Origin of the sequence: Sorangium sp. So ce145 (genome assembly GCF_051525985.1) — a bacterium.
Taxonomy (GTDB): domain Bacteria; phylum Myxococcota_A; class Polyangia; order Polyangiales; family Polyangiaceae; genus Sorangium; species Sorangium cellulosum_B.
On sequence record NZ_CP150315.1, the window covers coordinates 4,579,830 to 4,601,958 of the forward strand.

Genomic DNA, 22,129 nt, shown 5'->3' on the forward strand with positions numbered 1-22,129 from the left:
GCTCCAACCCGGGCAGCCGCTCAGTAGAGCGCGTCCTGGTGCTGCCACCGCTCCGAGATCCACGCCTTCAGGTACGCGATCTCCTCCTCGTACGTCGTGAAGTCGTCGCGCCAGCTCCAGCCCTCGTAGCTCCGGTACGCCTCGCCCCACCTCGCCTCGTCCCGGCGCGCGCTCGCGTCGATGCGCGCCACGTAGCCGTCCACGATGGCCTGGATCTCGGCGTCGGCGAGCGCGCCGCGCAGGACCTCTCCGTAGCGGGCGCGCAGCGGATCGCCGATCGAGGGCGCCTCCAGGAGGCGCTGGAAGAGGAGGTTCACCTGGAGGTACTCGACGCGATCGGAGGCCGGCTCGCGCTCCGTCTCCCACGTCTGGCCGAAGCTCGCGTTGAAGTCCCACGGCGCGTAGCGGAACACGCCGCCTGCGACCGGATCGCGGTAGTGGTAGCTGTTCTTTCCGGCCGAGTCGTCGGCCATGATGAACGTCGCGAAGATCCACCAGTCCTCGTAATCGCGCAGATCGATCCGTGACCCGATCTCGGCGGCGAACGCGGCCTCTTCGGACGTGGCGACGAAGCTCACGAGGTCCTCCAGGTCCGCGAACGCCTCCGGCTCGCCCTCCGGCGGCGTCCCCTCTTTCTTCTCGAAGCCGTCGTGCAGCGTCTCCTTCGGCTCGCCGTTGCGCGTGGTCAGCGCGAAGTTCGCGGCGTGGCTGACCGCCTTGTAGAGGTTGCCGTCCTGCGAGTACCCGTGGTCCTCCATCAGGTAGCCGTCGACGTGATCGGCCACGGTGTAGAGCCCCGTGTACTGCCCGTCGAGGTACACCACGGCGCTGTACGTCTTGATCTGGATGTGCTCCGGATCGAGGCGGTTCCAGAGGTCGTACGCAAGGCGCTGCCGAACATAGGAGTTGTCGTCGAACGTGCTGACGAGCACGACCTTGCGGCGGTCGGTGAACCCGCCGGCCTCGTCGGGCTCGTTGAACTTGTCTTCCTTCGGGAACTTGAGGGTGAAGCTGTTCTTCGGATACCCGAGCGAGCTCTCGCCGCGGAGCTCCGCCTCGGCCGTGTACGTGTGGCCGCGGTAGACGACCGTGGCCGGCGCGTACTCCTTCGCCTCGGGGGTCGGCGAGAGGAAGAGCACCGGCAGGCCGTACTCCTCGGGATAGCGGGCCGGATCGACGACAGGCACGTTCGACGGATCGGCAAAGGCGTCGGCGACGCCGATCTTCACGCGCCCGACCTCCGACGTCTGCGCGACGCGGATCTCGATCTCGTAGACGGCGGCCTGGTCGAGCCCGGGTGAGAACGTCACCTCGCGCGCGACCGGGTCGTAGGTGGCGCCGTCGGGGAGCGGGCCGACCTCGAACGCGCCGTCGGGGAGCGCGAGGCCGGTCGCGCACGTCACGGGGAACGTCACGGTCTCGCCCTCGAGGAGCCAGTGGGGTCCGCCGCCCGACGGCTCGCAGCGCGACCCCTCGGGGCCGGGCGACCCGCCAGCGGTCGCGCCCGCGCCAGCGGGCGACTCGCCGGAGCAGCCGGCACCTTGCAAGGATCCCAGGACCAGGGCCGTCGCCAGCGGCAGAAGAAGGCGGGGGTTGCGCATGCGGGCGATCCTAGCCGAGCGCACGCGGCTCGGCCCCCGTGCTGGATGTGCGCTGGCATCCGCACGCGCGCCGACACGCGCCTCTCCGTTCTCACGTCGGCGCCGCTCGAGGACCGCCGCCGTCCTCCTCGAGCTCGACCCTTGACACACCGCCGACTGGCTATTAAACAACTGTTTGAAACGGTCGATTGACAGGAGCGCTCGCGGAGATGCGGCGCCTGAGCCGGCCGGGACGACAGGAGGCGTGGGATGACGAGGGGCGAAGCTGTGCGCAGGGCACGGAGCGCGGTGGTGTTCGTGCTCGGGGCGGTGGGGATGATGGGGTGTGGGGGCGACGGGGAGGCGCCCGCGTCGCCGGGGCCGGGGGTGACGTGGTTCCGGGACATCCAGCCGCTCGTGGAGCGCTCGTGCGCCTCCTGCCACGACGGCGCGGGCGTCGGCGGGGTGGCGCTGACGGACGCGGCGACGGCGCAGCGGCTGGCAGCGCTCATGTCGCTGCGGGTGAGCGCGGGGGACATGCCGCCGCCGGTGCTGGACCCGAGCTGCCGCAGCTACGAAGGCGCGGAGAGGATGAGCCTCAGTCAAGAGGAGCGCCTCCTCTTCGACGCATGGGCGCGCGACGGCGCTCCGCTCGGCGATCCGGTCGATTCGCCGCCGCCGCGGGGCCGGGCGGACAGCATCGAATCGCCCGACGCCACGCTCGAGATGCCCGAGGAGCACGACGTCTCCCTCGACGACGACGGCAACGAGTACTTCTGCACGATCATCGACAACCCCTTCTCCGAGCCGGCCTGGATCACGGCGTTCGAGGCGGAGGTCGGCAATCCGGCCGTGGTGCACCACATGGCCGTGTACCGGGATCTCGGCGGCGACGCGGGCATCGGTTACGGCGTCGCGCCGGGGACGCGCGCATTCCCGTGCCGCGATCCGGTCATCGAGCTCGACTGGCAGCTGCTCCACAGCTGGGCGCCCGGCGTCGGGGTGACGCGGCTGCCGGACGGCGCCGGGGTCCGCGTCGAGCCCGGACAGCAGCTCGTGATGCAGATGCACTATTTCGGGCGCAGAAACTCGGAGGCGCGCGATCGGTCCGGCTACCGCCTGGAGCTCTCGCGCGAGGCGCCTCGCGCCGAGGTCTACATGGATGTGTTCGGCCCGGTCCCCTTCACGATCCCCGCGGGCGCCGAGGCGCACACCGAGCGGAGCTCCGCGCCGAACGAGGGCCCGCCGCTGCTCGTGTACGGCGTCATGCCGCACATGCACGTGCTCGGCCGCTCTTACCGGGCCTGGATCGAGCGCGACGGCGGAGAGCGCGAGTGCGCCGCGCGCGGCGAGTTCGAGTTCCACCACCAGGCGCTCTACATGTTCGATGAGCCGATGCGCTGGGGGTCGGGCGATCGCTTCGTCACCGAGTGCACATGGGACAACACGGTGGACAGCGAGGGGCAGTTCTCCCTCCCGCCAGTTGACGTGCCCTGGGGGGAAGGGACGAATCAGGAGATGTGCTTCATGATCGCTTATCTATCCAAGGAGTGAGCTCCGGCGAGACTCGCGCTTACAGGTCCATGATCTCGACGTGATCCGACTCGGATGCCCCCTCCGTGATGCGCAAGAGGCCATCGAGCAGGTGGCCGAAGACGTCGTCGAGGCTGTCGCCGCGCGGCGCGCCGAGCAGCGGCACCGAGTCCCCCCAGTCCGTGACGAGCATCGTCTCGAGCCCCTCCGGCGGCGGCCAGCGCAGGCTGAGGACCGCGCGGGTCCGGCCGCTGATCGCCAGGGCGTCGATCGGTCGGCCCGCGAGCTCGGCGCGCGCGCGCCTGAGCTCGTCGTGGAGCTTTCGCGCAGGGAGCATCACGCGCTGCCCGCCGAGCGCCGCGGCGGCGCCGTGGATCGCCGCAAACTCCGCGCTCGGCCGCCCGTCCTCGAGGTGGTGCTGGATGCTGTCGCGCATGAGCGCATACACGATCCAGCGCTGCTCGATCCACCCCTTCGGTCCGGAGAAGGACAGGCTCATCCCAGGATTTCTAGTTCGCCCATCGTTTGAGATCAAAATATTTCAGCGGGGTGCTCGGCCTGAACCGGGATCGATCGACGCGCGACGCCCCCCGACGTGCCGGATCAGCTTGCGCGACGCCGCGCGATATGTTTTGAGTTCAAAGTATTCGTTCCGCCGCTCGCCCGCGGCGATCCCGCGGTGGGCGTCGCGCCCTGTTCATTTCCGACGGCTCGCGGCACCGCGCCTCGCGGCGCGCGGCTCGTCCCTGCGCCGGCGCGCCTCGCGCCCGGCGGATGAGGGACGTGCCGCGCCTCGCGCCCGGGGAGCGGCGCCTCGTCGCCGCCAAGGAGGGGAGTTCCATGGCCCGACTGCTCATCGTCTCCAACCGTCTCCCGATCAGCGTGCGCGTCGACCGCGGCGCGCTCTGCCTCACGCGCTCCTCGGGCGGCCTCGCCGCCGCCATGCGCGGCCCCCACGAGCGGCGCTGCGCGGTCTGGATAGGGTGGCCGGGCAGCGTCACGAGCCTCTCCCCGGAGCAGCGGAGGGACGCCGACGTGGCGCTCGCCGGGATGCGCGCCGTGCCCGTGCACCTCGGCGCCGCGGAGCAGCACCGCTTCTACGACGGCTTCTCGAACGGCGTCCTCTGGCCCCTGCTCCACTACCTGCTCGACAAGGTGAACCTCGACGCGGAGCTCGACTGGGAGGCCTACCAGCGCGTCAACGAGCGCTTCGCCGACGTCGTCGTCGCGCAGTACACGCCGGGCGACGCGATCTGGGTGCACGACTACCAGCTCCTGCTCCTCCCGGCGCTCCTCCGGCGGCGCCTCCCCGGGGCCCGGATCGGCTTCTTCCTCCACGTCCCGTTTCCCTCCGCCGAGGTCTTCCGCATCCTCCCGTGGCGGGAGCAGATCGTCCGGGGCCTGCTCGGCGCGGACCTGATCGGCTTCCACACGGCGGCCTACCGCAGGAACTTCGCGGCGTCGGCGGCGCACGTGCTCGGCGTCGAGCCGGGCGAGGCGGAGCTCGAGCACGACGGGCGCAGGGTCGCGCTGGGGGTCCACCCCATCAGCATCGACGCCGCCGAGATCGAGCGGCTCGCGGGCCACCCCGGCGTGCGGGAGGAGGCGGCGCGCATCCGCGCCGAGGCGCGCGGCCGCAAGATCGTGCTCGGGATCGACCGGCTCGACTACACGAAGGGGATCCCGCGCCGGCTGCTCGCGATCCAGCGGTTCCTCGAGCGCGAGCCGGAGCTGCGCGATCAGGTCCGCTTCCTCCAGCTGGCCGTGCCCACGCGCGAGATGGCCGGCGCGTACGCCGACTTCCGGCGGGTCGTGCACGAGATGGTCGGCCGCATCAACGGGCAGTACGGAACGACGTACGCGACGCCGATCCACTACATGCACCGCTCGCTGCCGCTCGAGCAGGTGGTCGCCCTCTACCTCGCCGCCGACGTGATGCTCGTGACCCCGCTGCGCGACGGCATGAACCTCGTCGCGAAGGAGTACGTCGCCGCGCGGGTCGACGACGACGGCGCCCTGATCCTGAGCGAGTTCGCGGGCGCGTCCTCCGAGCTCGCGGAGGCGGTCTCCGTCAACCCGTACGACATCGGCTCGGTCGCCGCCGCCGTGAAGCAGGCGATCGCCATGCCGCCCGCCGAGCAGCAGCGCCGGATGGCGGCGCTGCGCGGCCGCGTGGCCACGCACGACGTCCACGCCTGGGCGCAGGCGTTCCTCGACGAGCTCGACCGCGCCGCGGCGCCGGAGCCCGAGGGGGCCGCGGCGCCGTCGCGCCGAGGGATGCCCGAGGGCGTCGTCGAGCGCGTGCGCCTCGCGCCGCAGCGCGTGTGGATCCTCGACTACGACGGCACGCTGGTCCCGTTCGCGCCGGTGCCCGACCTCGCCGCGCCGGACGAGGAGCTGCTCGCGCTGCTCAGGGCGCTGTCCGAGCGCGACCGCGTGCACATCGTGAGCGGCCGCCGCCGCGCCGACATCGAGCGATGGCTCGGCGCGCTGCCGCTCCACCTCCACGCCGAGCACGGCTTCTGGTCGCGCCTCGAGGCGAGCGACGACTGGGTCGCGCTCGAGCCGGACGCCGCCGCCTGGAAGGGCGAGGCGCGGGCGATCCTCGAGGGCGTCACCCGGCGCACCCCGGGCAGCTTCATCGAGGAGAAGACGGTGACCCTGGCGTGGCACTACCGCACGGCCGAGCCCGAGCTGGCGAGCCAGCACGTGCGCGAGCTGCGCGCGTGCCTCGAGGAGCGCCTCCCCATGGATACCCTGGAGCTCCTCGCCGGCGCGAAGGTGGTCGAGGTCCGGCCGCGCGGCGTCCACAAGGGCAGGGTGGTGCCGCTCATCCTCGACGAGGTCCCGGCGAGGGCGGCGGTGATCGCGATCGGCGACGACCGCACGGACGAGGACATCTTCGCGGCGCTGCCGCCGTCCGCGTGCACCATCCACGTCGGCAACGAGAGCAGCCGCGCCGCTTACCGGCTGCCCGACCCGGGCGCGGTGCGGAGCCTGCTGCGCTCGGTCCACGCTGGCCACGCCGGCCCCGCTGGCCACGCCGGCCCCGCGGGGCTCGACGCCAGGCTCCACGCCTGACCCGCGCCGGGTTCCACGCGCGTTCCACGTCCGATTCATGCCTTTGCGACGGCTACTGCTCCGTCGACGCCTCGGCCTCCGCGAGCGTCAGCGCCGCGCCGGGCGCCGGGGCCCCGGACAGCGCGAGCCTGCCGACGAGGAGCCCCACCACGGCCGCCACGGCCGAGGCGAGCAGGACGCCCAGCTTCGCCGCGGCCAGCATCGCGGCGTCGCCGAACGCGAGGCCCGCGATGAAGATCGCCATCGTGAAGCCGATGCCCGCGACGCAGCCCACGACCGCGATCCCGCGCCAGCCGACGCCGCGCGGCAGGGCGCAGACGCCGAGCCGGACCATCGCGAAGCTCGCGAGGAAGACGCCGAGCGGCTTGCCGGCGACCAGGCCGAGCGTGACCCCGAGCAGGATCGTCCCCGAGGCCGCGTGGCCCAGCGAGGAAGCATCGATGCGGACGCCGGCGTTGGCGAACGCGAACAGCGGCATGATGCCGTACGCGACCCACGGGTGGAGCGCCGCCTGGAGCCGGACCACGGGCGGCAGCGCCTCGCGCTGGGCCTGCCGGATCCGCCCGAGGGGCTTGAGCAGCTCGTCCGCGCGGTGGCCGTCGCGGCTGGTGAGCGCGGCGACCCTGTCCACCGCGTCGCGCGCCGCGGCGACGAACCCCTGGGTGCCGAACCACGAGCGCACCGGCGTCAGGAGCCCGATGGCGACGCCGGCGATCGTGGGGTGGACGCCGGCGCGGAGCATGCCCCACCAGACGACGGCGCCTGGGGCCACGTAGGCGGCGGGCGAGCGGACGCCGAAGCGCTGGAGCACCCCCACCGCGAGCGCCCCGCCGGCCGCGACGAGCAGGCCGCTCCACACGACGCCCGACGAGTAGAACAGCGCGATGACGATGATGGCGCCGATGTCGTCGATGATGGCGAGCGCGAGCAGCAGCACGCGCAGGGCAGGGGGCACGCGCTTGCCGAGCAACGCCAGGACGCCCACCGCGAACGCGATGTCGGTCGCCATGGGGACGCCCCAGCCGTGCCGCGAGACCGGCGAGGCGTTGAGCGACAGGTAGAGGAGCGCGGGCGCGATCATGCCGCCCACCGCGGCGGCGATCGGCAGCGCCGCGCGCTTGAGATCCGAGAGCTCCCCCTCGTGGATCTCCCGCCGGATCTCCAGGCCGGCGACGAAGAAGAAGATCGTCATCAGCCCTTCGTTGATCCAGAAGTGGAGGGGCTGCGTGAACGCCAGCGAGCCCGCGCCGAGCGAGATCGGCACGTGCCAGAGGTGCTCGTAGGCGTCGCCCCACGGCGAGTTCGCCCACGCGAGGGCGACGGCGGACGCGATCAGCAGGACGATCCCGCTCGCGGCCTCGACGTGCAAGAAGCGCTCGATCGGGCCGAGGACGCGCTCGGCGATGCGGCGCGCGGGGGCCCACGTTCCGGGGGCAAGCTCCTGAGACGGGGATCGACGCAATGGACCACCGAGGCGCGAGCGACGTCGCGCGAGGGGGGAAGGCGGCCCGACCGTCCCATGAAGACCTGTCGCGGCGCTCCGCCGCCGCGACACCCGCACGGGAGAATACTCGTTCAGGCAACCGGATCCAGCGCGAACGGGCGCGCCGGTCGGGCGCGGTCGGGCGCATGGATCGGACTCGAGGCGCAGGGTGGATCGTGAGCTGGCCTCGGCGCATCGTGGGGCCGGGAGGCGACGGATGACGCGAGATGCCCTGGATCGCGCCGCGGTGACGGCCTTTCTGGTCGCCCGCCACGGCGACGCCGTCTGCGACTCGGCCATCGAGATACGCCCGCTCCCCGGCGGGCTCTGCTCGGAGGTCGCGCTCGTCACCGCGCGGCTGCGCGGCGCCGCGGGGGCTCGCCGCGTCACGCTCGTGGCCAAGCTCGTGCACGGCACGGCCGCGCGCGAGGCGGCCGTCTACCGGCGTCTCTCGAGGTCCGTCGGCCGGCGCTTCTCGCCCGAGCTGCTCGGCGCGGAGCGGCTCGGGCGCGGGCGCTGGCTGCTCTACCTCGAGCGGATCGAGCCGGCGCACGCCTGGCCCTGGGCCGACAGCGGGCACACGGCCCGGGTGCTCGAGCGGCTGGCGCGCCTCCACGAGGAGACGCCGCAGGGCGCCGCGCTGCCGGCCTGGGACTACGAGGCCGAGAACCTGGCCATGGCGCGGGACACGCTCTCGCTGGCCGAGCGCCTGCCCCGCGGCGAGGTCCCGGCGCTCGCCCGGGCGCTGCCCGCCCTGCGGCGGGTCGTCTCGGCGCTGCCAGCGATGCGCCGCCAGCTCCTCGCGTTCCAGCCGCTCGGCCGCGCGGTGATCCACGGGGACGTGCACCCGGGCAACGTCATGGTCCGCCGGCGCGACGGCGTCGTGGAGCCGGTGCTGCTCGACTGGGCGCGCGCGCGGATGGGCTCGCCGCTGGAGGACGTGAGCTCGTGGCTCCAGGCCCTCGGGTACTGGGAGCCGGAGGCGCGGCGCCGCCACGATACGTTGCTCGCCGGCTACCTCTCGGCGCGAGGGCTCCCCCCCGCGCTGACCCGGCCGCTGCGCGACGTCTACTGGTTCGCATCCGCGTCCAACGCGCTCGCGGGCGCGCTCGGGCACCACCTCGCGATGGCCTGCGGCGCGAGCGCGCCCGGCGTGCTCGCGGCCGCGGCGCGGAACGCGGCGGACTGGCTGCGCGTCATCCGCCGGGCCGACGCGTGCTGGAGCTGAGGTGCTCGCGGTCGTCGAAGCGCAAGAGGACGCCGCGCTCGCCCTGCCACGAGAGCGACGTGAGGCTGGCGTTGCCCGGTCGGAACGGCTCCCAGCGCGCGGGCGGGACGCCGTGCAGCGCCCCGAGGATCTGGCCGATGACGCCCGCGTGCGTGACCACGAGCACGCGCTGCCCCGGGTGCGCCGCGGCGATCGCCGCGATCGCCGCGAGGCAGCGCGCGCGGAGCTCCCGGTAGCTCTCCCCGCCTGGCCAGCGGAAATCGTCGTCGGCCTGGCGCAGGTGCGCCTCCCAGAGCGGGGCGTGGCGCGCCTTGACCTCCTCGATCGGGAGGCCGTCCACGTCGCCGCAGCAGATCTCGCGCAGCCCGTCGTGGGGGCGGACCGGGCCCCACGCGCCGGCCGCGATCCGCGCCGTCTCGAGCGCGCGGCTCAGCGGGCTGGCGTACACGGCGTCGAGCGCCGGGCCTCCGGCGAGGCGGCGGCGCAGCGCCTCGGCCTCGTCACGCCCTCGCGCGTCGAGCGGCGTGTCGGTCCACCCGCTCATCGGCGTCGCGGGGCCGGCGCGGTTACCGGCGGTGTGGCCGTGGCGCACGAGGACCAGGAGAGAGGGGCGCATGGGTCGGACCGGAGCAGGGGGGCTCGGCCCGGAAGCTAGCGTGAGCCGCGGCCAGATCGAGCGCCGCGCGACGGGCTCACCCTAGCGCAACAAACGGGTTGAAACCGCCTGGAAAGCGCAGAATTTCGAACCGCCAAGCCGCCATGAGACGCCAAGATTTTGTATTTCCTTGGCGTCTCATGGGGAGCGAGGGCGACGCGGAGCATCCTTCCTCCGCCAGGGTCCGGCCCTCCGGCGGGCGCTCTGCGTTGCGGTCCGGAGGGGTCCGGCCGCCCGGCGGGCGCTCTGCGTTGCGGTCCGGAGGGGTCCGACACCCTGGTGGGCGCTCTGCGTTGCGGTCCGGAGGGTCCCGGACCCCCCTTCTGGCACAACCAACGGAGCTTCCAGGGGGTCGGTGGCACAAAAGAACGCGGAGGAAAGCGGCATTTGACACAGATGGACCTTGCTGAGGCGCTCTGCGGAGCGTCTCCAGGGGGTCCGGGACCCGGTGTGTCGCAATGCATTGCAGTTGTGCCGGTGTCGGACCCCCCTGATTTGGCACACATCCACCCCGAGGTGGCACAACTCGGGGGCCCTGGTCGCTCCGGGAGGTGCGGGCGAAGGGGACGTGGCACAGGCCGGCGGCGGCGAGGGCCGCGCCGTCGCGCTCGGCGCCGCTCGTGGCGATGCGATCATTTCGAAGCGCTGATCGCCGCCTGCTGCCGGGCCGACGTCCTGGGCAGCGGCGCGGAACGTGCCCGAAGGGCGTCCCGCTTCGGAGGCGCGCCAAACAACCGCGCGTACTCGCGAGAGAACTGCGACGCGCTCTCGTAGCCCACCTCGAAGGCGGCGGCTGTCGCCGATACGCCTTCATGCACCATGAGCCGCCGCGCCTCCATGAGCCGCAACCGCTTCTGAAACTGGACCGGCGCCAACGACGTGAGCTGCTTGAACTGCACGTGAAACGCCGTCGAGCTCATCCCCGCGCTCTTCGCCAGGCGACGGACCGGGATACGCGTCCGATACTCGGCGCGCAGCATCGCGACCGCGGCCGCGAGCCGGCTGGCGCTGCTCGTGGGCAGCGAAAGGGCCCGCAGCACCGCTCCGTGGGGCCCTGACAGGAGCCAGTAGTGCAACTCTCGCGCGATCCCCGGATGGAGCAGCGGAATCGCCTCGGGTCGACCGAGCAATCGCATCAGACGCAACGCGCAGTCCAGCACCACCTCATCGATGTTCGCGACGAGGAGAGGCGGCGCCTTCGATGCGTCCTCTGCCGTCGAGCTCAACCCGGAGGCGATTTCCCTGATGAGCGCGACATCCAGCTCGACCGCCAGGGCCAGATAGGGCTCTGACTGACTCGCCTGAACGATTCGCCCCGTGACCGGCATGTCTGCGGTGACTATCACCGACTCGCCGCGAGAGACGATCCGCTCCTCGGAGCCGACGAGCATGCGCTTCGCACCTTGGAGGACGAGACATACGAGCGGCCGATAGATCGAGTGGAGCGGGCCGCTCGGCGCATGCACGCACATCATGCGCAGGCCCGGAACCTTGGTGAGCGCCAGCCCGTCTCCATTCGCGTGCTTGCTCGCGTAGTCTCGCACCGCGCGCCGAAGATTGTCCATCGCCTCGCCCTCGCGCCGTCCGACCCCGAGCGCCGGTGGAAACGGTAGCCCGTCTTGAAGGATTAGGCAAGCTTTTGGTGCGACCAGGCAGGACGGGGACCGAGCGCGCGAGCATGCTGAAGCCCGCAACCAACGCAGAAAGGGCATGGAACATGTCGGACTCTGAGAGCGATTCGCGGCGCAGGTTCTTGGCTGGGGCTGCGGCGCTTGCACCGGTGATGGCGGTCGCTGGCGTCGCTGCGGTAGCGTGTGCGCAGACCCAGGGGCCGCGGGCAAACGGAAAGGTGGCGCTCGTGACCGGCTCGTCCCGGGGGATCGGAGCGGCCACGGCGAAGCGGCTCGCTCGCGATGGATTCGCCGTGGCGGTGAACTGCGTAAAGAATCGCGAGCTGGCATCCGCGGTGGTCGACGAGATCAAGGCTGCCGGCGGACGCGCCATCTGGGTACAGGCCGACGTCAGCGAGGCGGACGCGGTACGACGGCTGTTCGACGAGACCGAGCGTGCCTTTGGCGGCATCGACGTCGTCGTCAGCAACGCCGGCGTCATGCGCCTCGCCCCGTTTCACGCGATGAGCGACTCGGACTTCGCGAGGATGCTCGACGTCAACCAGAAGGGCAGCTTCTTCGTCTTGCGCGAAGGAGCGAGGAGGGTACGGAGCGGCGGCAGGATCATCGCGCTGTCGTCGAGCATCACGCAGCTGCGCACGGGCACGTACGGCGCCTACGCTGCGACCAAGAGCGCACAAGAAATATTCGCGAACGTCCTCGCGAGAGAGCTCGAAGGACGCCAGATCTCCGTGAACGCGATCGCGCCGGGCGTGGTGAACACAACCCTGTTCACGGACGGCAAGACCGCCGAGCAGATCGCGAGCTTTGTGCAGCGAACACCGCACAAGCGCCTCGGCGAGCCGTCGGACATCGCGAACGTCATCTCTGCCCTGTGCGGCGATGATTGCGGCTGGGTCAACGGACAGACGATCTTCGTGAACGGCGGCATCGTCTGACCGGGAAGGCAAAGACCAGAAACTGCAGACCTTTGCCCAGCTCGCTCCAGAGCGACAAGCAGGTTAAAACCCCAGAAAAGAGCAGGAATTCGAACCGCCAAGCGCGCCAGGGACGCCAAGATTGTGGTTTGTTCTTGGCGTCCTTGGCGCCTTGGCGGCTCATCTCCGTCTCGCCGCAGGTCGTCCCCGCGGCGGGCTCGGGCCGCGATCAACCAGGCACGACGACGATCTCGCCGGTGCCGAGGTGTCCCAGACGAGCCATGAACCCTGTGTGCGAGCGTGCGAGTCGGCGTCGAGGCGCACCAGGGCGCTACGCCGCGTCAGGCGGGCTCTCGGGGAGCACGGACGCGAGATCGAAGCCCCTGCGGATGTCTGCTCGAGCGACCTCGCTCCGGGATGGGTCATGGCTCGACCGCGCTCGATCTGCTCGGGTCGGGCCCGAGCGGCGCCCATGTGGGCCTCTCGATCACCTATCCGCGCCGACCCCTCTGTTTTCGATCACGGAACGCGCGCGCTCCGGAGACAGTCACGGGCATGAAGCGCTCCTCGTTGATCGTGCAGGCTGCCCTCGTCCTCCTCGCGTGCGCCTGCGGTGACGGAGGCGATGCCGGCGGCCAGGGCGGCCAGGGGGGCCAGGCGAGCGGAGGCCCGTCCACCGGCAAGACAGGCGCCGGCGCAGGCTCGTCCGCCAGCACGGCGGGCGCCGGCGCAGGGCCGTCCGCCAGCACGACGGGCGCCGGCGGGGGCCTCGGCCCCCACGTCCCTGAGCCGAGCACGCCGACGCGCGGCGGGACGATGACGTTCACGAACATCGGCGCGCCCGGCTGGTGGCCCCGCCGCATCGACCGCGAGCCGGGCGACCCGGCGTGCGACTACAAGGACGGCGACGACACCTGGGGCGGGCACTGCTGCATGACCGAGCATCAGACGACGAGCGACAAGCTCGCCCCGTTCGATGAAGAGATGACCCTCATCATGAAGGCGATCCGCGTGAAGCAGCTCGCCGTCTATCAGCCCGGCAGCGACCCTGCCGCATGGCAGATGGTCTCGTCGTGGGACGCGAAGAACGGCGTGGGATCCAATCTGCTCGTCACGGAAGGGCAGACCACCTCCGCCGACTTCACGGGCGACCTCACGAAGAAGGACTGCGTCACGTACTTCACGCAGGACAAGCCCTTCGCGTGCGGTGACGGCAAGGACTATTACTGTCCCGACGATCCGGGCATCATGCACCTCGGCTGGGCGGGCTCGAAGCTGGTGGTCTTCCTGGCGTCGATGACGTTCGACGACGCGGGCGTCGAGAAATGCGACGGCGATGGGCAGGGCCACCCCGGCCCGTGGGTCGCGTTCGTCGCGTCCGAGCTCATCCGCGACGGCGGCCGCAAGTGGAACGGGCTCTGCAACTGCTACTCGAAGACGGGCACCGTCGGCGACGGCTGCGGCGAGATCAACGTGTTCGAGGTCGTGATGGACAACAACGAGTACAGCAACCGCGAGTTCATGAGCACCGGTGTCCGCTCGTACCAGGAGGGGCACATCGGCGGCAGCGTCTGCGGGACGGGCTGTGATCGCGACGAGTTCGCCGAGGATGTCGAGGTGGTGGATGCGTGCGCGCAAAAGGCCTACGACAAGGGGCCCGTCATCGAGGCCGGCGGGCCCTCGGACGGCTGCCCGACGTGGCGCCGGCCCAGCGGCGATCGCTACTTCATGATCCTGCTCGATGAGGCGAAGCGCACGATCCAGGTCGCGGTCATCCACCCCGAGAGGATCCCCTCCGCCGCGGCCGAGATGCTCCCCGATTTACCGGGCGGGCTCTCGCGCGGCTCGATCGACGCCATGCTCTCGATGCGCCTGCCGGAGTGAGCCCCATGAAACCGAGGAACACCATGCACATATTCCGTCAGCCTCCGGCGCGGTGGCTCTTCATCGCCGCTATCGCCTCCTTCGCCGCGGTGCCGGCGTGCTCGAGCAGCGACGACGAGGCACAGGCGTCGTCGGGGTCGAGCGGCGCCGGCGCGGGCAGCGCGAGCGGCAGCGGCGCGGCAAGCTCGAGCGGCGCCGGCGCGGGCAGCTCGAGCAGCAGCAGCGCAGCAAGCTCGAGCAGTGACGGCGCCAGCGCTGGCAGCGCGAGCAGCAGCGGTGCGGGCAGCTCGAGCGGCAGCGGCGGTGCTCAGCCCGCGGGCTGCAAGCGCGGCCTCGCGTATGGCTATCACTCGAAGGCGGACATGGATGTCCTCTCCCCGGCGGTGTCCTGGTGGTACAACTGGACTCATGTGCCGGACGAGGGGGTCCGGCCCGATTATTACAGGACGCTCGGCGTCGACTACGTGCCGATGGTGTGGGGCGGGGGCAACCTCGACAGCGCCGCCGCCGGCCGAATCGCCTCCGAGATCCCCGAGGGCGCGAGGTTCCTGCTGGGGTTCAACGAGCCGAACTTCGGGGCGCAGGCCGACCTCTCCGCGGCCGAAGCCGCGGCGCTCTGGCCACACGTCGAGGCGGTGGCCGACGCGCGCGGCCTCGCGCTCGTGTCGCCGGCCGTGAACTTCTGCGGCGGCGATTGCCAGGAGACCGATCCCTTCAAGTACCTGGACGACTTCTTCGCCGCGTGCAGCGGGTGCCGGGTCGATTACATCGGCATCCACATCTACACCGGCTGCAAGGGAGAAGGCGACAATCAGGCCCAGTGGCTCATCAACCACGTCGAGACGTACAAGTCACGGTTCGACAAGCCCCTCTGGCTCACGGAGTTCGCCTGCGACAGCGCGGGCTCCCTCGCCGAGCAGAAGGAGTTCCTTGTCGACGCGCTGGCGTACCTCGAGAACGAGCCCCGGATCGCGAAGTACGCGTGGTTCTCGGGCCGCGCCGACAACGTCCGGCACGCGAGCTTGCTCGGCGACGACGGCGAGCTCAACGAGCTCGGTCAGGCCTATGTCAGCGCGCCGCAGCACGCGTGCGGAGCCTCGACGGAGTGAGCGTGACGCCGCGGGCAGGCCGGTCGCCTGCGCGCTCTCCCGCCGTGGCCACCGCGCCGCGGCGCCCTGGACCCGCCGCCGCTCGCCCCTCGAGCGGCGTCGGCGCGGCAAGCCCGCGCCGCAACGCGTCGGTGCGGCTGCGGTCAGCGACGCGAGCGTGAGGCTCGAAGGCGCGGTCACGCCGCGCCACCCGCTCCGGTCCCCGCCGGGCGCGCCGACGATCGTCGGCGCTCGCCGCGCCAGTTTGTGATTGACGCCGACAATGTGAGCGTTCACATTCGGCGCTCCGAAACTTCTTTTGCCTTTCCCTGGATGGGCCGCCATGCGCACCGGGTCTTGCGTCCTTCTGCGCGTTCACGTTGACGGTCGCGCCGTGGCTCCGGACGAGGCGCATGCCGGGGGAAAGGAGGAGCAGAGGTTGGGCTCGGCTGGGGTGACATCAGGGCGCACTCCAAGCGCGGAACATCTGGCAACCACCCGTCCGCCAATCTCGCCGTTCGCCGCCGTCGGCCTGGAGTGAGCGCTTCGCGCAGGCGTAACGCAACCAGAGGGGCATCGTGCACTACGAAAAGAAAGCCGTCAGTCGCTTCCATGTCTTCTGTTTGCTCTCGAGCGTCGCGATGCTGGCGTGCGGCGACGAGAGCGGCGACGCGGCACAAGCCGCGGGCGCGGGCAGCTCGAGCGTGTCGGCCGCCAGCGCGGCGTCGACCGGCGTCACCGCTGGGTCAAGCAGCGCTTCCGGCGGCACGAGCAGCGGCGAAGCAGCCAGCAGCGGCGGAGCGACCGCCGGCGCCGGTGGAGCGGGCTCGGGTGGAGCGGGCTCGGGTGGAGCGGGCGGCGCGGGCGGCGCCGGGACAGGCGGCTCCGGCGGGGGCGGAGGTGGAGGTGACGCGGTGAAGTCCGCAGGCTGCGGCAAGATGCGCACGCTCCAGAACGGCGCTGGCACCGTGCAGAGCGGCGGGAAGAGCCGCAAGTACGCCCTGCGCGTCCCCGACGATTACGACAACGGCCACCCGTACCGGCTCATTCTCTCTTTCCACGGGGCCACGGGCAACAGCGGCCAAGTTGCGCCCTCCTATTTCGGGCTCTGGTCGCTCTCCGAAGGGAGCACCATCTTCATCGCGCCCGACGCTGTCGACGGGTTCTGGTCAGCCGACGATGTGACCTTCGTCGACGACATCCTCGAGCAGGTCACGGGCGATCTCTGCATCGACACCTCGCGCATCGAGCTCGAAGGCTTCAGCCAGGGGGGCGCCATGGCGTGGACGCTGGCCTGCGCGCGTCCGGAGGTTTACCGTGCCGCGGTGGTCCACTCCGGCGGCGGTCTCCCCCGGCCGGCGAGCTGTCCGCCGGTCGCCTTCATGTCCTCGCTCGGTCAGCAGGAGAGCGGCGGAGCCGGACAAACCTCCAACAGCGATTTCTTCGCCAAGCAAAATGGATGCACGGTGGAGGCCCTGCCCAAGGCGCCCAGAGGTGGCCACGCCTGCTCGGACTACAAGGGCTGCTCCGCGGGGCACCCCACCCGCTGGTGTGATTACGACGGCGGTCATACCCCGTCGCCGAACGACGCCGGGAAGCAGATGTCGTGGATGCCCGAGGAAGTGTGGGCGTTCCTAAATCAGTTCTAGAATATCAATCGTGTTGAAACCCGGAGAAATTTCACAGGGAGGCGAGGAGGCGGGGAGGAAGACAAAAAGAATCTCTCCTTCTCGCCGTCTCTCGCTCCCCGCCTCCCCGCCTCCCTGTGAAATTTCTGTTTTTCTCGGGGTTTCGACCCGCTTGTCGCTCTAGAGTGCGCGAAACAAAGCGGCGCTGGCTCGCGTGCCAGGTTGTCGTTGACATGGAGTCTCTGTTCGATGGACCAATTCAAAACTCACGTCCTCGGGCTCGCGTCGCTCTCGCTGGCGCTGCTCGTTGCGCTGCCTGCGCGCGGGGCATCGCTGCAGAAAGTCAACCAGAGCGAATGGGGGGCGGACGGCCTCCCCAGCTACGTCAACATGTACATTTACGTGCCTGACAAGCTGGCGACCAAACCTCCCATCGTCGTCGCTCCCCACCATTGCCAGGGAAACGGCCAGGGGACGTTCAGCGAGATGTCGAGCCTGGTTTCCATAGCGAACACCAGCGGCTTCATCATGATCTTCCCCGAGGCCACCGGGCAGAACTGCTGGGACGCGGGATCGACGAGATCGCTCAACCACGGCGGCGGCGGCGACACGGGGGCCATCGTCCAGATGGTGAAATACACGCTCGCGAAGTACGGCGGCGATGCGGGCCGCGTGTACTCGGTCGGCGGGTCGTCGGGCGGCATCATGACCGAGGCGCTGCTCGGTGTGTACCCCGACGTGTTCATGGCCGGCGTCTCGCTCATGGGCGTTCCGTGTGGCTGCTGGGCCGAGGGCTACAACGACGTCACCGGGACGGGGAGCTCGGCCCAGTGGAGCGGGCCCTGCGGGGGCGGCAACGTCACGAAGACCGGACAGCAGTGGGGAGACCTCGTTCGTTCGTACTATCCCGGTTACACCGGCCATCGCCCGCGCCTGCAGCACTGGCATGGCACCGCCGACACGATCCTCAGCTACAAGAACATGGCTGAAGACATCAAAGAGTGGACGAACGTCCTGGGGTTGAGCGAAACCCCGAGCGGGACCGACACGCCAAAGCGCGGAACCACGCGCCAGTTCTGGAAGAGCGCCTGCGGCTACACGGTCTATGAGGCCTTCTCGATGGATGGCGTCGGGCACGCTGTGCCGTTCGACGGACCCGCCGTCGCCGCCTATTTCGGCCTCGACAGGGCCGGTGGTCAGGATCCGGAGACGGCGGCTTGTCCCGGCGCCGTCCCCGGCGGCAGCGACACAGGAGGTGCAGGTGGCGCGACCGGCGCCGGAGGCGCGGGTGGCGAGGCCGGAACCGGAGGCGCGGGGGGCGAGGTCGGAGCCGGAGGCGCGGGGGGCGAGGCCGGAGCCGGAGCCGGAGGCGCGGGCGGGGTCACGGTAAGTGGCTCAGGCGGCAGCGCAGGCAGCGGCGGCGCGATGGACACCGCGTCCGGGGGGGCGAACGGACAGGACGCCAGCGCGGGAACCGGCGACTCGACAGGAGGAGAAGGCTCCAGCTCCGGCTGCAGCTGCGCCGTGGGCAACGACGCGAGAGACGCTGGCGCCCAGGCGGGTTTCCTCCTCGCGGCGCTGGGATTGCTGCTCGGCCGCCAGAAGCGCCGCCCGCGCTGAGCGCGCGGGAAGACCAGGGTCTCACTTGCCGTAGGCCACCCGCCACACGGTGTTGCTCTGGTCGTCGGTCACCAGCAGCGCGCCGTCCCTGGCCACGGCGACGCCGACCGGACGACCCCACACGTCTCCGGTGCTCGTGACGAAGCCGGTCATGAAGTCTTCGTAATATCCCGCCGCCTTGCCGTCCTTGACCGGGATGCGGATCACCTTGTATCCGGTGCGCTGCGAGCGGTTCCACGAGCCGTGCTCCGCCGCGAAGATGTGTCCCTGGTAGTCGGCCGGGAACTGCTGGCCCGTGTAGAAGCAGAGGTCGAGGGAGGCCGAGTGCGACTGGATCAGCACGTCGGGCACGAGGACCTTGTCCCGGAGCTCGGGGCGCTTGCCCTCGTGCCGCGGATCCTGATGCCCGCCGAGGTAGTACCAGGGCCAGCCGTAGAAGCCGCCCTCTTGCACGCGCGTCACGTAGTCGGGGACCAGGTTGTCGCCCAGCTCGTCGCGCTCGTTCACGCTGGTCCAGAGCGCTCCCGTCGCCGGCTCGATGGCGAGGCCGACCGGGTTGCGGATGCCTGACGCATAGAGCACCTCGTTCTTGCCGTCGGGCGTGAAGGCCAGGATGCACGCGCGGCGGATCTCGTCCTCGTCGTCATCGACGTTGGAGCGGGAGCCCACGGACACGAACATCCGCTGGTTGTCCTCGCTGAAGACGATATCGCGGGTCCAGTGGCCGCCGCCGCCCACCGCCTCCCTGCCCGAGGGGATGTTGGTGACAAGCGCCTCGGCCGGGCCGCTGGCCCTGGTGTCGCCCGCCTTGTAAGGGAACCGCACCACGCTGTCGGTGTTCGCGATGTAGACGTGCGTCGGCGCCTCGGTCCCGCTCGGATAGAAGGCGATGCCGAAGGGGCGGTTCAGGTCCTCGGCGTAGACGCTGCGGACGTCGGCCATGCCGTCGCCGTCCGTGTCCCGGAGCACCTGCACCCGGTCCGCCGCGCTCTCGGCCACGAACACGTCGCCGTTCGGCGCCACCTGCACGACGCGCGGCTTCTCCAGGCCCGTGGCGAGCTCGGCGACGGTGAATCCCGACGGGACTTTGGGGAACGCACCGGCTGGACGATCTGCCTTGCTCGGGCTGTTGCTCACCGACTCCCCCTCGTTGGGCGCGGGGAGGTCGGCGACGGTGATCTTGCGCTTCACGCCCGGCGCGTCCGTCGTCCAGTCGCCCAGCGCGTCGGCGCCGGTGAGGATCCTGTCGGTGGGCGCTGGCTGCGGTGTGACCTCGGCGCGCTTGGGCGAGCAGGAGGCCAGCGCGCCCGCGCCGGCGCCGACCAAGAGCACCTGAGCCACCCCACGCCGGACCCAGCAGCGGCCTGATCTTCGGTTGTCCATGGACTCGGGTTGCCACTCGGCTGCTCCTCTGTCCACCGCTCCACCGCTCCACCGCTCCTCTGGACCGATGAGCCCGCCGATCTCCTCGCCTCTCGCCACGAGCAGACGGGGGAGCGCCCCTCCATCCAACCTCGGCTGCCGCACCGGTGCCGGCTACCAGTCCGCCTCGATCACCCCCCCGGTGTACTGCGTGCTGGCCTTCGTGTACTGGTGCACCTCGAACTTGTTCCCGTCGGGGTCCGCCAGCCAGATCTGGTACGTGTTGTCGCAGCCGAGCTTCTTTTCGGTGAACGGGACGCCGCGGCTCTTCAGCGTCGCCATCACGGCGTCCATGTCGTCGGTCTCCAGGCAGAAGTGGGCGATCCCGGTATTGACCACCTCGCCGAGGTTCCGGTCCTCGAACATCTCTACATAGTTGCCGTCGGCGATCTCGAGGTAAGCGCCGAACGGCGCGCCTTCGCGGGTGAAGCTGAACTTGGTGGCGAACCCGAGCTTGCCGTAGAAGTCGACCGAGCGCTGCAGATCCCTCACGTTGAGACAGACGTGCGCGATGCGTTTGAACATGGGGAGAGCCTCCGCGACGGCGCCGGGGTAGGGGAGCGGCGCGCGCGGCCGAGGATACCCCACCCGGAGGCCCCGGCGCGACGGCGGCCCTTCGCCGTCCCCGTCCGCCTCAGCGCAGCCCGAGCCGCTTCGCGAGGTGGTGCAGGTTGCTGCGGTGCATCCCGAGCGATCGCGCCGCGGCGGCCCAGTTGCCGTCGTGCTGCGCAACGGCCCGCTCGATGAGCCCGCGCTGGAACGCGTCGACCTGCTCGTTCAGCGGCGCCGCCGCCGCGGCGGGCGTCGCCTTCTCCGCGTCGTCCTCGCGCGGCGCGGGCTCCGACGCCGCGGCGACGTCGACCCCGAGGTGGGCCGGCTTGACGACCACGGGCGCCCCGCGGGGCACGCCCCGCGACGCCTGCAGCACCATCCGGAACACCGTGTTCTCCAGCTCGCGCACGTTCCCCGGCCAGGCGCCGGCCGCGAGCAGCTCGCGCGCCGCCTTCGTCAGCCGCACCGGCCCGACGCCGAGCCGCGCGCGCGCCTCGTCGCAGAAGTGGCCGGCGAGCAGCGGGATATCGCTCCTCCGCTCGCGCAGCGGCGGCACCGCGAGGCGATAGACGTTGAGCCGGTGGAACAGGTCGGCCCGGAAGCGCCCCTCGGCCACCTCCCGCTCGATATCGCGGTTCGTTGCCGCCACGACGCGCACGTCGACGCGCAGCGACCGATCGGCGCCGACCCGCTGCACCTCGCCCTCCTGCAGCGCCCGCAGCAACTTCGGCTGGATCGACAGCGGCAGCTCGCCGATCTCGTCGAGGAGCAGCGTGCCTTTGTCCGCCACCTCGAGCTTCCCCGGCCGGCTCTGCTCCGCCCCCGTGAACGCGCCGCGCACGTGCCCGAACAGCTCGCTCTCCGCCACCGACTCGGGCAGCGCCGCGCAGTTCACGTGGAGCAGCGGCTCGCCCCGCCGCCCCGACGCCGCGTGGACGGCGCGCGCCACGAGCTCTTTCCCCACGCCCGTCTCGCCCGTGATCAACACCGTGAGATCCGACGGCCCCACGAGCGCGATCTCGTCGCGCAGCCGCTGCATCGCCGGGCTCGTCCCGAGCAGGCTCGCGCCCCGCTCCCGCTCCGCCGCCCGCCGTAGGTCGTCGGCGACCAGGCCGAGCCGCTCGGCGCTGTGCTCGAGCGCGTCGATGAGCTGGCTCGTGCGCACCGCCGCGCCGGCCAGCGCGCCCAGCCAGGAGAGCGTCGCCGCGTCGACCCCCTCGAAGGCGCGCGGGTCGCGCGCGTCGGCCGTCAGCAGCCCGATGAGCGTGCCCTCGACCCGCAGCGGACAGCCGAGGCACGCGTGCACGTGCGCCAGCGCGGTCGCGTCCGACGCGAGCAGCCCGTCGAACGGATCCGGCAGCTCGGTGTCCGGCGCGAAGCGCACCGGCGCCTCGGCGTGGCAGAGGATGTCGAGCCGAGGGTGCGCCTTGGTGCAAAACGTGCGCCCCAGCGCCTCCGGCGCGAGCCCGTGCGCCGCGAGCGGCACCAGCACGCCGTCCTGATACCGCATCAGGCACGCCGCATCACACGGCACCACGTGCCGCACCGCCTCGAGCAGGCGCCGGTACCGATCCTCGGCGCCCAGCGACGTCGTGAGATCGAGCGCGACCGACAGCAGCGCCTCCAGGTTCGGCTTCGCCATGTTGTCGATCGTACAACGTGGTTGTTGATTTGACAACGCCCGGATGTTGCGGAAACCGCAACATCCCCCGCCTGGGAGCACGAAGCGAAGGGGCGCGCGGGAGCGGCACGCCGGCTGCTTCAGGGGCGGGCGTCACGACCGGAGCCCTCGAGGTCGCGCCGCGGAGGCGCGGGCGCGCCGGGGCT

16 protein-coding genes are annotated in these 22,129 nt (G+C 71.2%); 8 read left to right on the top strand and 8 right to left on the bottom strand.

What is annotated here, in order from left to right; genetic code table 11:
- Positions 1-20: 20 nt before the first annotated feature.
- Positions 21-1,601 carry a CotH kinase family protein gene (locus WMF34_RS16920; protein WP_437993913.1) on the bottom strand — a complete coding sequence of 527 codons (1,581 nt, stop codon included), beginning with the start codon at positions 1,599-1,601 and terminating at the stop codon, positions 21-23.
- Positions 1,602-1,850: 249 nt separating this feature from the next.
- Here WMF34_RS16920 and WMF34_RS16925 point away from each other — a divergent pair, with 249 nt between their 5' ends.
- A complete protein-coding gene (locus WMF34_RS16925) occupies positions 1,851-3,134 on the top strand; it encodes a hypothetical protein (RefSeq protein WP_437993914.1) in 1,284 nt (427 codons plus the stop codon).
- Between the two features lie 19 nt (positions 3,135-3,153).
- On the opposite strand, the gene WMF34_RS16930 is transcribed toward WMF34_RS16925, so the two are convergent.
- Positions 3,154-3,612 carry a hypothetical protein gene (locus WMF34_RS16930; protein ID WP_012235898.1) on the bottom strand — a complete coding sequence of 153 codons (459 nt, stop codon included), beginning with the start codon at positions 3,610-3,612 and terminating at the stop codon, positions 3,154-3,156.
- Positions 3,613-3,953: 341 nt separating this feature from the next.
- Between WMF34_RS16930 and WMF34_RS16935 the strand changes: the two genes are divergently transcribed.
- On the top strand, positions 3,954-6,194 hold the full coding sequence (locus WMF34_RS16935; protein ID WP_437993915.1) for a bifunctional alpha,alpha-trehalose-phosphate synthase (UDP-forming)/trehalose-phosphatase: 2,241 nt from the start codon (positions 3,954-3,956) through the stop codon (positions 6,192-6,194).
- Between the two features lie 52 nt (positions 6,195-6,246).
- Here WMF34_RS16935 and nhaA read toward each other — a convergent pair whose 3' ends face one another.
- Entirely contained in the window at positions 6,247-7,656 is a 1,410-nt protein-coding gene (nhaA, locus tag WMF34_RS16940; protein ID WP_437993916.1) for a Na+/H+ antiporter NhaA, read from the bottom strand.
- Between the two features lie 238 nt (positions 7,657-7,894).
- Between nhaA and WMF34_RS16945 the strand changes: the two genes are divergently transcribed.
- Complete coding sequence (locus tag WMF34_RS16945; protein WP_012235901.1) at positions 7,895-8,905, top strand: phosphotransferase family protein; 1,011 nt, start codon at positions 7,895-7,897, stop codon at positions 8,903-8,905.
- Here WMF34_RS16945 and WMF34_RS16950 read toward each other — a convergent pair.
- Both WMF34_RS16950 and WMF34_RS16955 read right to left on the bottom strand, forming a co-directional pair.
- Positions 8,874-9,521: a histidine phosphatase family protein gene (locus WMF34_RS16950; protein WP_437993917.1), complete on the bottom strand. Its 648-nt coding sequence runs from the start codon at positions 9,519-9,521 to the stop codon at positions 8,874-8,876. The genes WMF34_RS16945 and WMF34_RS16950 overlap by 32 nt on opposite strands.
- Before the next feature lie 671 nt (positions 9,522-10,192).
- Positions 10,193-11,125, bottom strand: a complete 933-nt coding sequence (locus WMF34_RS16955) for an AraC family transcriptional regulator (protein WP_437993918.1) — start codon at positions 11,123-11,125, stop codon at positions 10,193-10,195.
- A gap of 152 nt (positions 11,126-11,277) precedes the next feature.
- On the opposite strand from WMF34_RS16955, the gene WMF34_RS16960 reads away from it, so the two are divergent.
- The 5 genes from WMF34_RS16960 (at position 11,278) to WMF34_RS16980 (ending at position 18,328) form a co-directional block, all read left to right on the top strand.
- Positions 11,278-12,129, top strand: a complete 852-nt coding sequence (locus tag WMF34_RS16960; RefSeq protein WP_012235904.1) for an SDR family oxidoreductase — start codon at positions 11,278-11,280, stop codon at positions 12,127-12,129.
- A gap of 534 nt (positions 12,130-12,663) precedes the next feature.
- Positions 12,664-13,992 (top strand): DUF2403 domain-containing lipoprotein, encoded by a 1,329-nt coding sequence (locus WMF34_RS16965; protein WP_437993919.1) that lies wholly within the window; start codon positions 12,664-12,666, stop codon positions 13,990-13,992.
- 23 nt (positions 13,993-14,015) lie between these two features.
- Positions 14,016-15,101, top strand: a complete 1,086-nt coding sequence (locus WMF34_RS16970; RefSeq protein WP_437993920.1) for a glycoside hydrolase family protein — start codon at positions 14,016-14,018, stop codon at positions 15,099-15,101.
- 557 nt (positions 15,102-15,658) lie between these two features.
- The gene (locus WMF34_RS16975; protein WP_012235907.1) at positions 15,659-16,729 is read left to right on the top strand and encodes an alpha/beta hydrolase family esterase; all 1,071 of its coding nucleotides are present in this window, start codon (positions 15,659-15,661) and stop codon (positions 16,727-16,729) included.
- Positions 16,730-16,957: 228 nt separating this feature from the next.
- Complete coding sequence (locus tag WMF34_RS16980; RefSeq protein WP_012235908.1) at positions 16,958-18,328, top strand: extracellular catalytic domain type 1 short-chain-length polyhydroxyalkanoate depolymerase; 1,371 nt, start codon at positions 16,958-16,960, stop codon at positions 18,326-18,328.
- A gap of 21 nt (positions 18,329-18,349) precedes the next feature.
- On the opposite strand, the gene WMF34_RS16985 is transcribed toward WMF34_RS16980, so the two are convergent.
- The 3 genes from WMF34_RS16985 to norR all read right to left on the bottom strand — a co-directional run bounded on the left by WMF34_RS16985 (position 18,350) and on the right by norR (position 21,944).
- Positions 18,350-19,669: a PQQ-dependent sugar dehydrogenase gene (locus WMF34_RS16985; protein WP_437994640.1), complete on the bottom strand. Its 1,320-nt coding sequence runs from the start codon at positions 19,667-19,669 to the stop codon at positions 18,350-18,352.
- A 195-nt stretch (positions 19,670-19,864) separates the two neighbouring features.
- Positions 19,865-20,275, bottom strand: coding sequence for a VOC family protein (locus WMF34_RS16990; RefSeq protein WP_437993921.1), 411 nt, complete (start codon positions 20,273-20,275; stop codon positions 19,865-19,867).
- A 109-nt stretch (positions 20,276-20,384) separates the two neighbouring features.
- Complete coding sequence (norR, locus tag WMF34_RS16995; RefSeq protein WP_437993922.1) at positions 20,385-21,944, bottom strand: nitric oxide reductase transcriptional regulator NorR; 1,560 nt, start codon at positions 21,942-21,944, stop codon at positions 20,385-20,387.
- Between the last annotated feature and the right edge of the window lie 185 nt (positions 21,945-22,129).

Excerpts from the sequence above, each read along its gene's own strand:
- WMF34_RS16930 (WP_012235898.1), bottom strand. The coding sequence starts at position 3,612 with ATGAGCCTGTCCTTCTCCGGACCGAAGGGGTGGATCGAGCAGCGCTGG.
- WMF34_RS16955 (WP_437993918.1), bottom strand. The coding sequence starts at position 11,125 with ATGGACAATCTTCGGCGCGCGGTGCGAGACTACGCGAGCAAGCACGCG.
- WMF34_RS16920 (WP_437993913.1), bottom strand. The coding sequence starts at position 1,601 with ATGCGCAACCCCCGCCTTCTTCTGCCGCTGGCGACGGCCCTGGTCCTG.
- WMF34_RS16960 (WP_012235904.1), top strand. The coding sequence starts at position 11,278 with ATGTCGGACTCTGAGAGCGATTCGCGGCGCAGGTTCTTGGCTGGGGCT.
- WMF34_RS16965 (WP_437993919.1), top strand. The coding sequence starts at position 12,664 with ATGAAGCGCTCCTCGTTGATCGTGCAGGCTGCCCTCGTCCTCCTCGCG.
- norR (WP_437993922.1), bottom strand. The coding sequence starts at position 21,944 with ATGGCGAAGCCGAACCTGGAGGCGCTGCTGTCGGTCGCGCTCGATCTC.
- WMF34_RS16945 (WP_012235901.1), top strand. The coding sequence starts at position 7,895 with ATGACGCGAGATGCCCTGGATCGCGCCGCGGTGACGGCCTTTCTGGTC.
- WMF34_RS16925 (WP_437993914.1), top strand. The coding sequence starts at position 1,851 with ATGACGAGGGGCGAAGCTGTGCGCAGGGCACGGAGCGCGGTGGTGTTC.
- WMF34_RS16970 (WP_437993920.1), top strand. The coding sequence starts at position 14,016 with ATGCACATATTCCGTCAGCCTCCGGCGCGGTGGCTCTTCATCGCCGCT.
- WMF34_RS16980 (WP_012235908.1), top strand. The coding sequence starts at position 16,958 with ATGGACCAATTCAAAACTCACGTCCTCGGGCTCGCGTCGCTCTCGCTG.
- WMF34_RS16990 (WP_437993921.1), bottom strand. The coding sequence starts at position 20,275 with ATGTTCAAACGCATCGCGCACGTCTGTCTCAACGTGAGGGATCTGCAG.
- WMF34_RS16935 (WP_437993915.1), top strand. The coding sequence starts at position 3,954 with ATGGCCCGACTGCTCATCGTCTCCAACCGTCTCCCGATCAGCGTGCGC.
- WMF34_RS16950 (WP_437993917.1), bottom strand. The coding sequence starts at position 9,521 with ATGCGCCCCTCTCTCCTGGTCCTCGTGCGCCACGGCCACACCGCCGGT.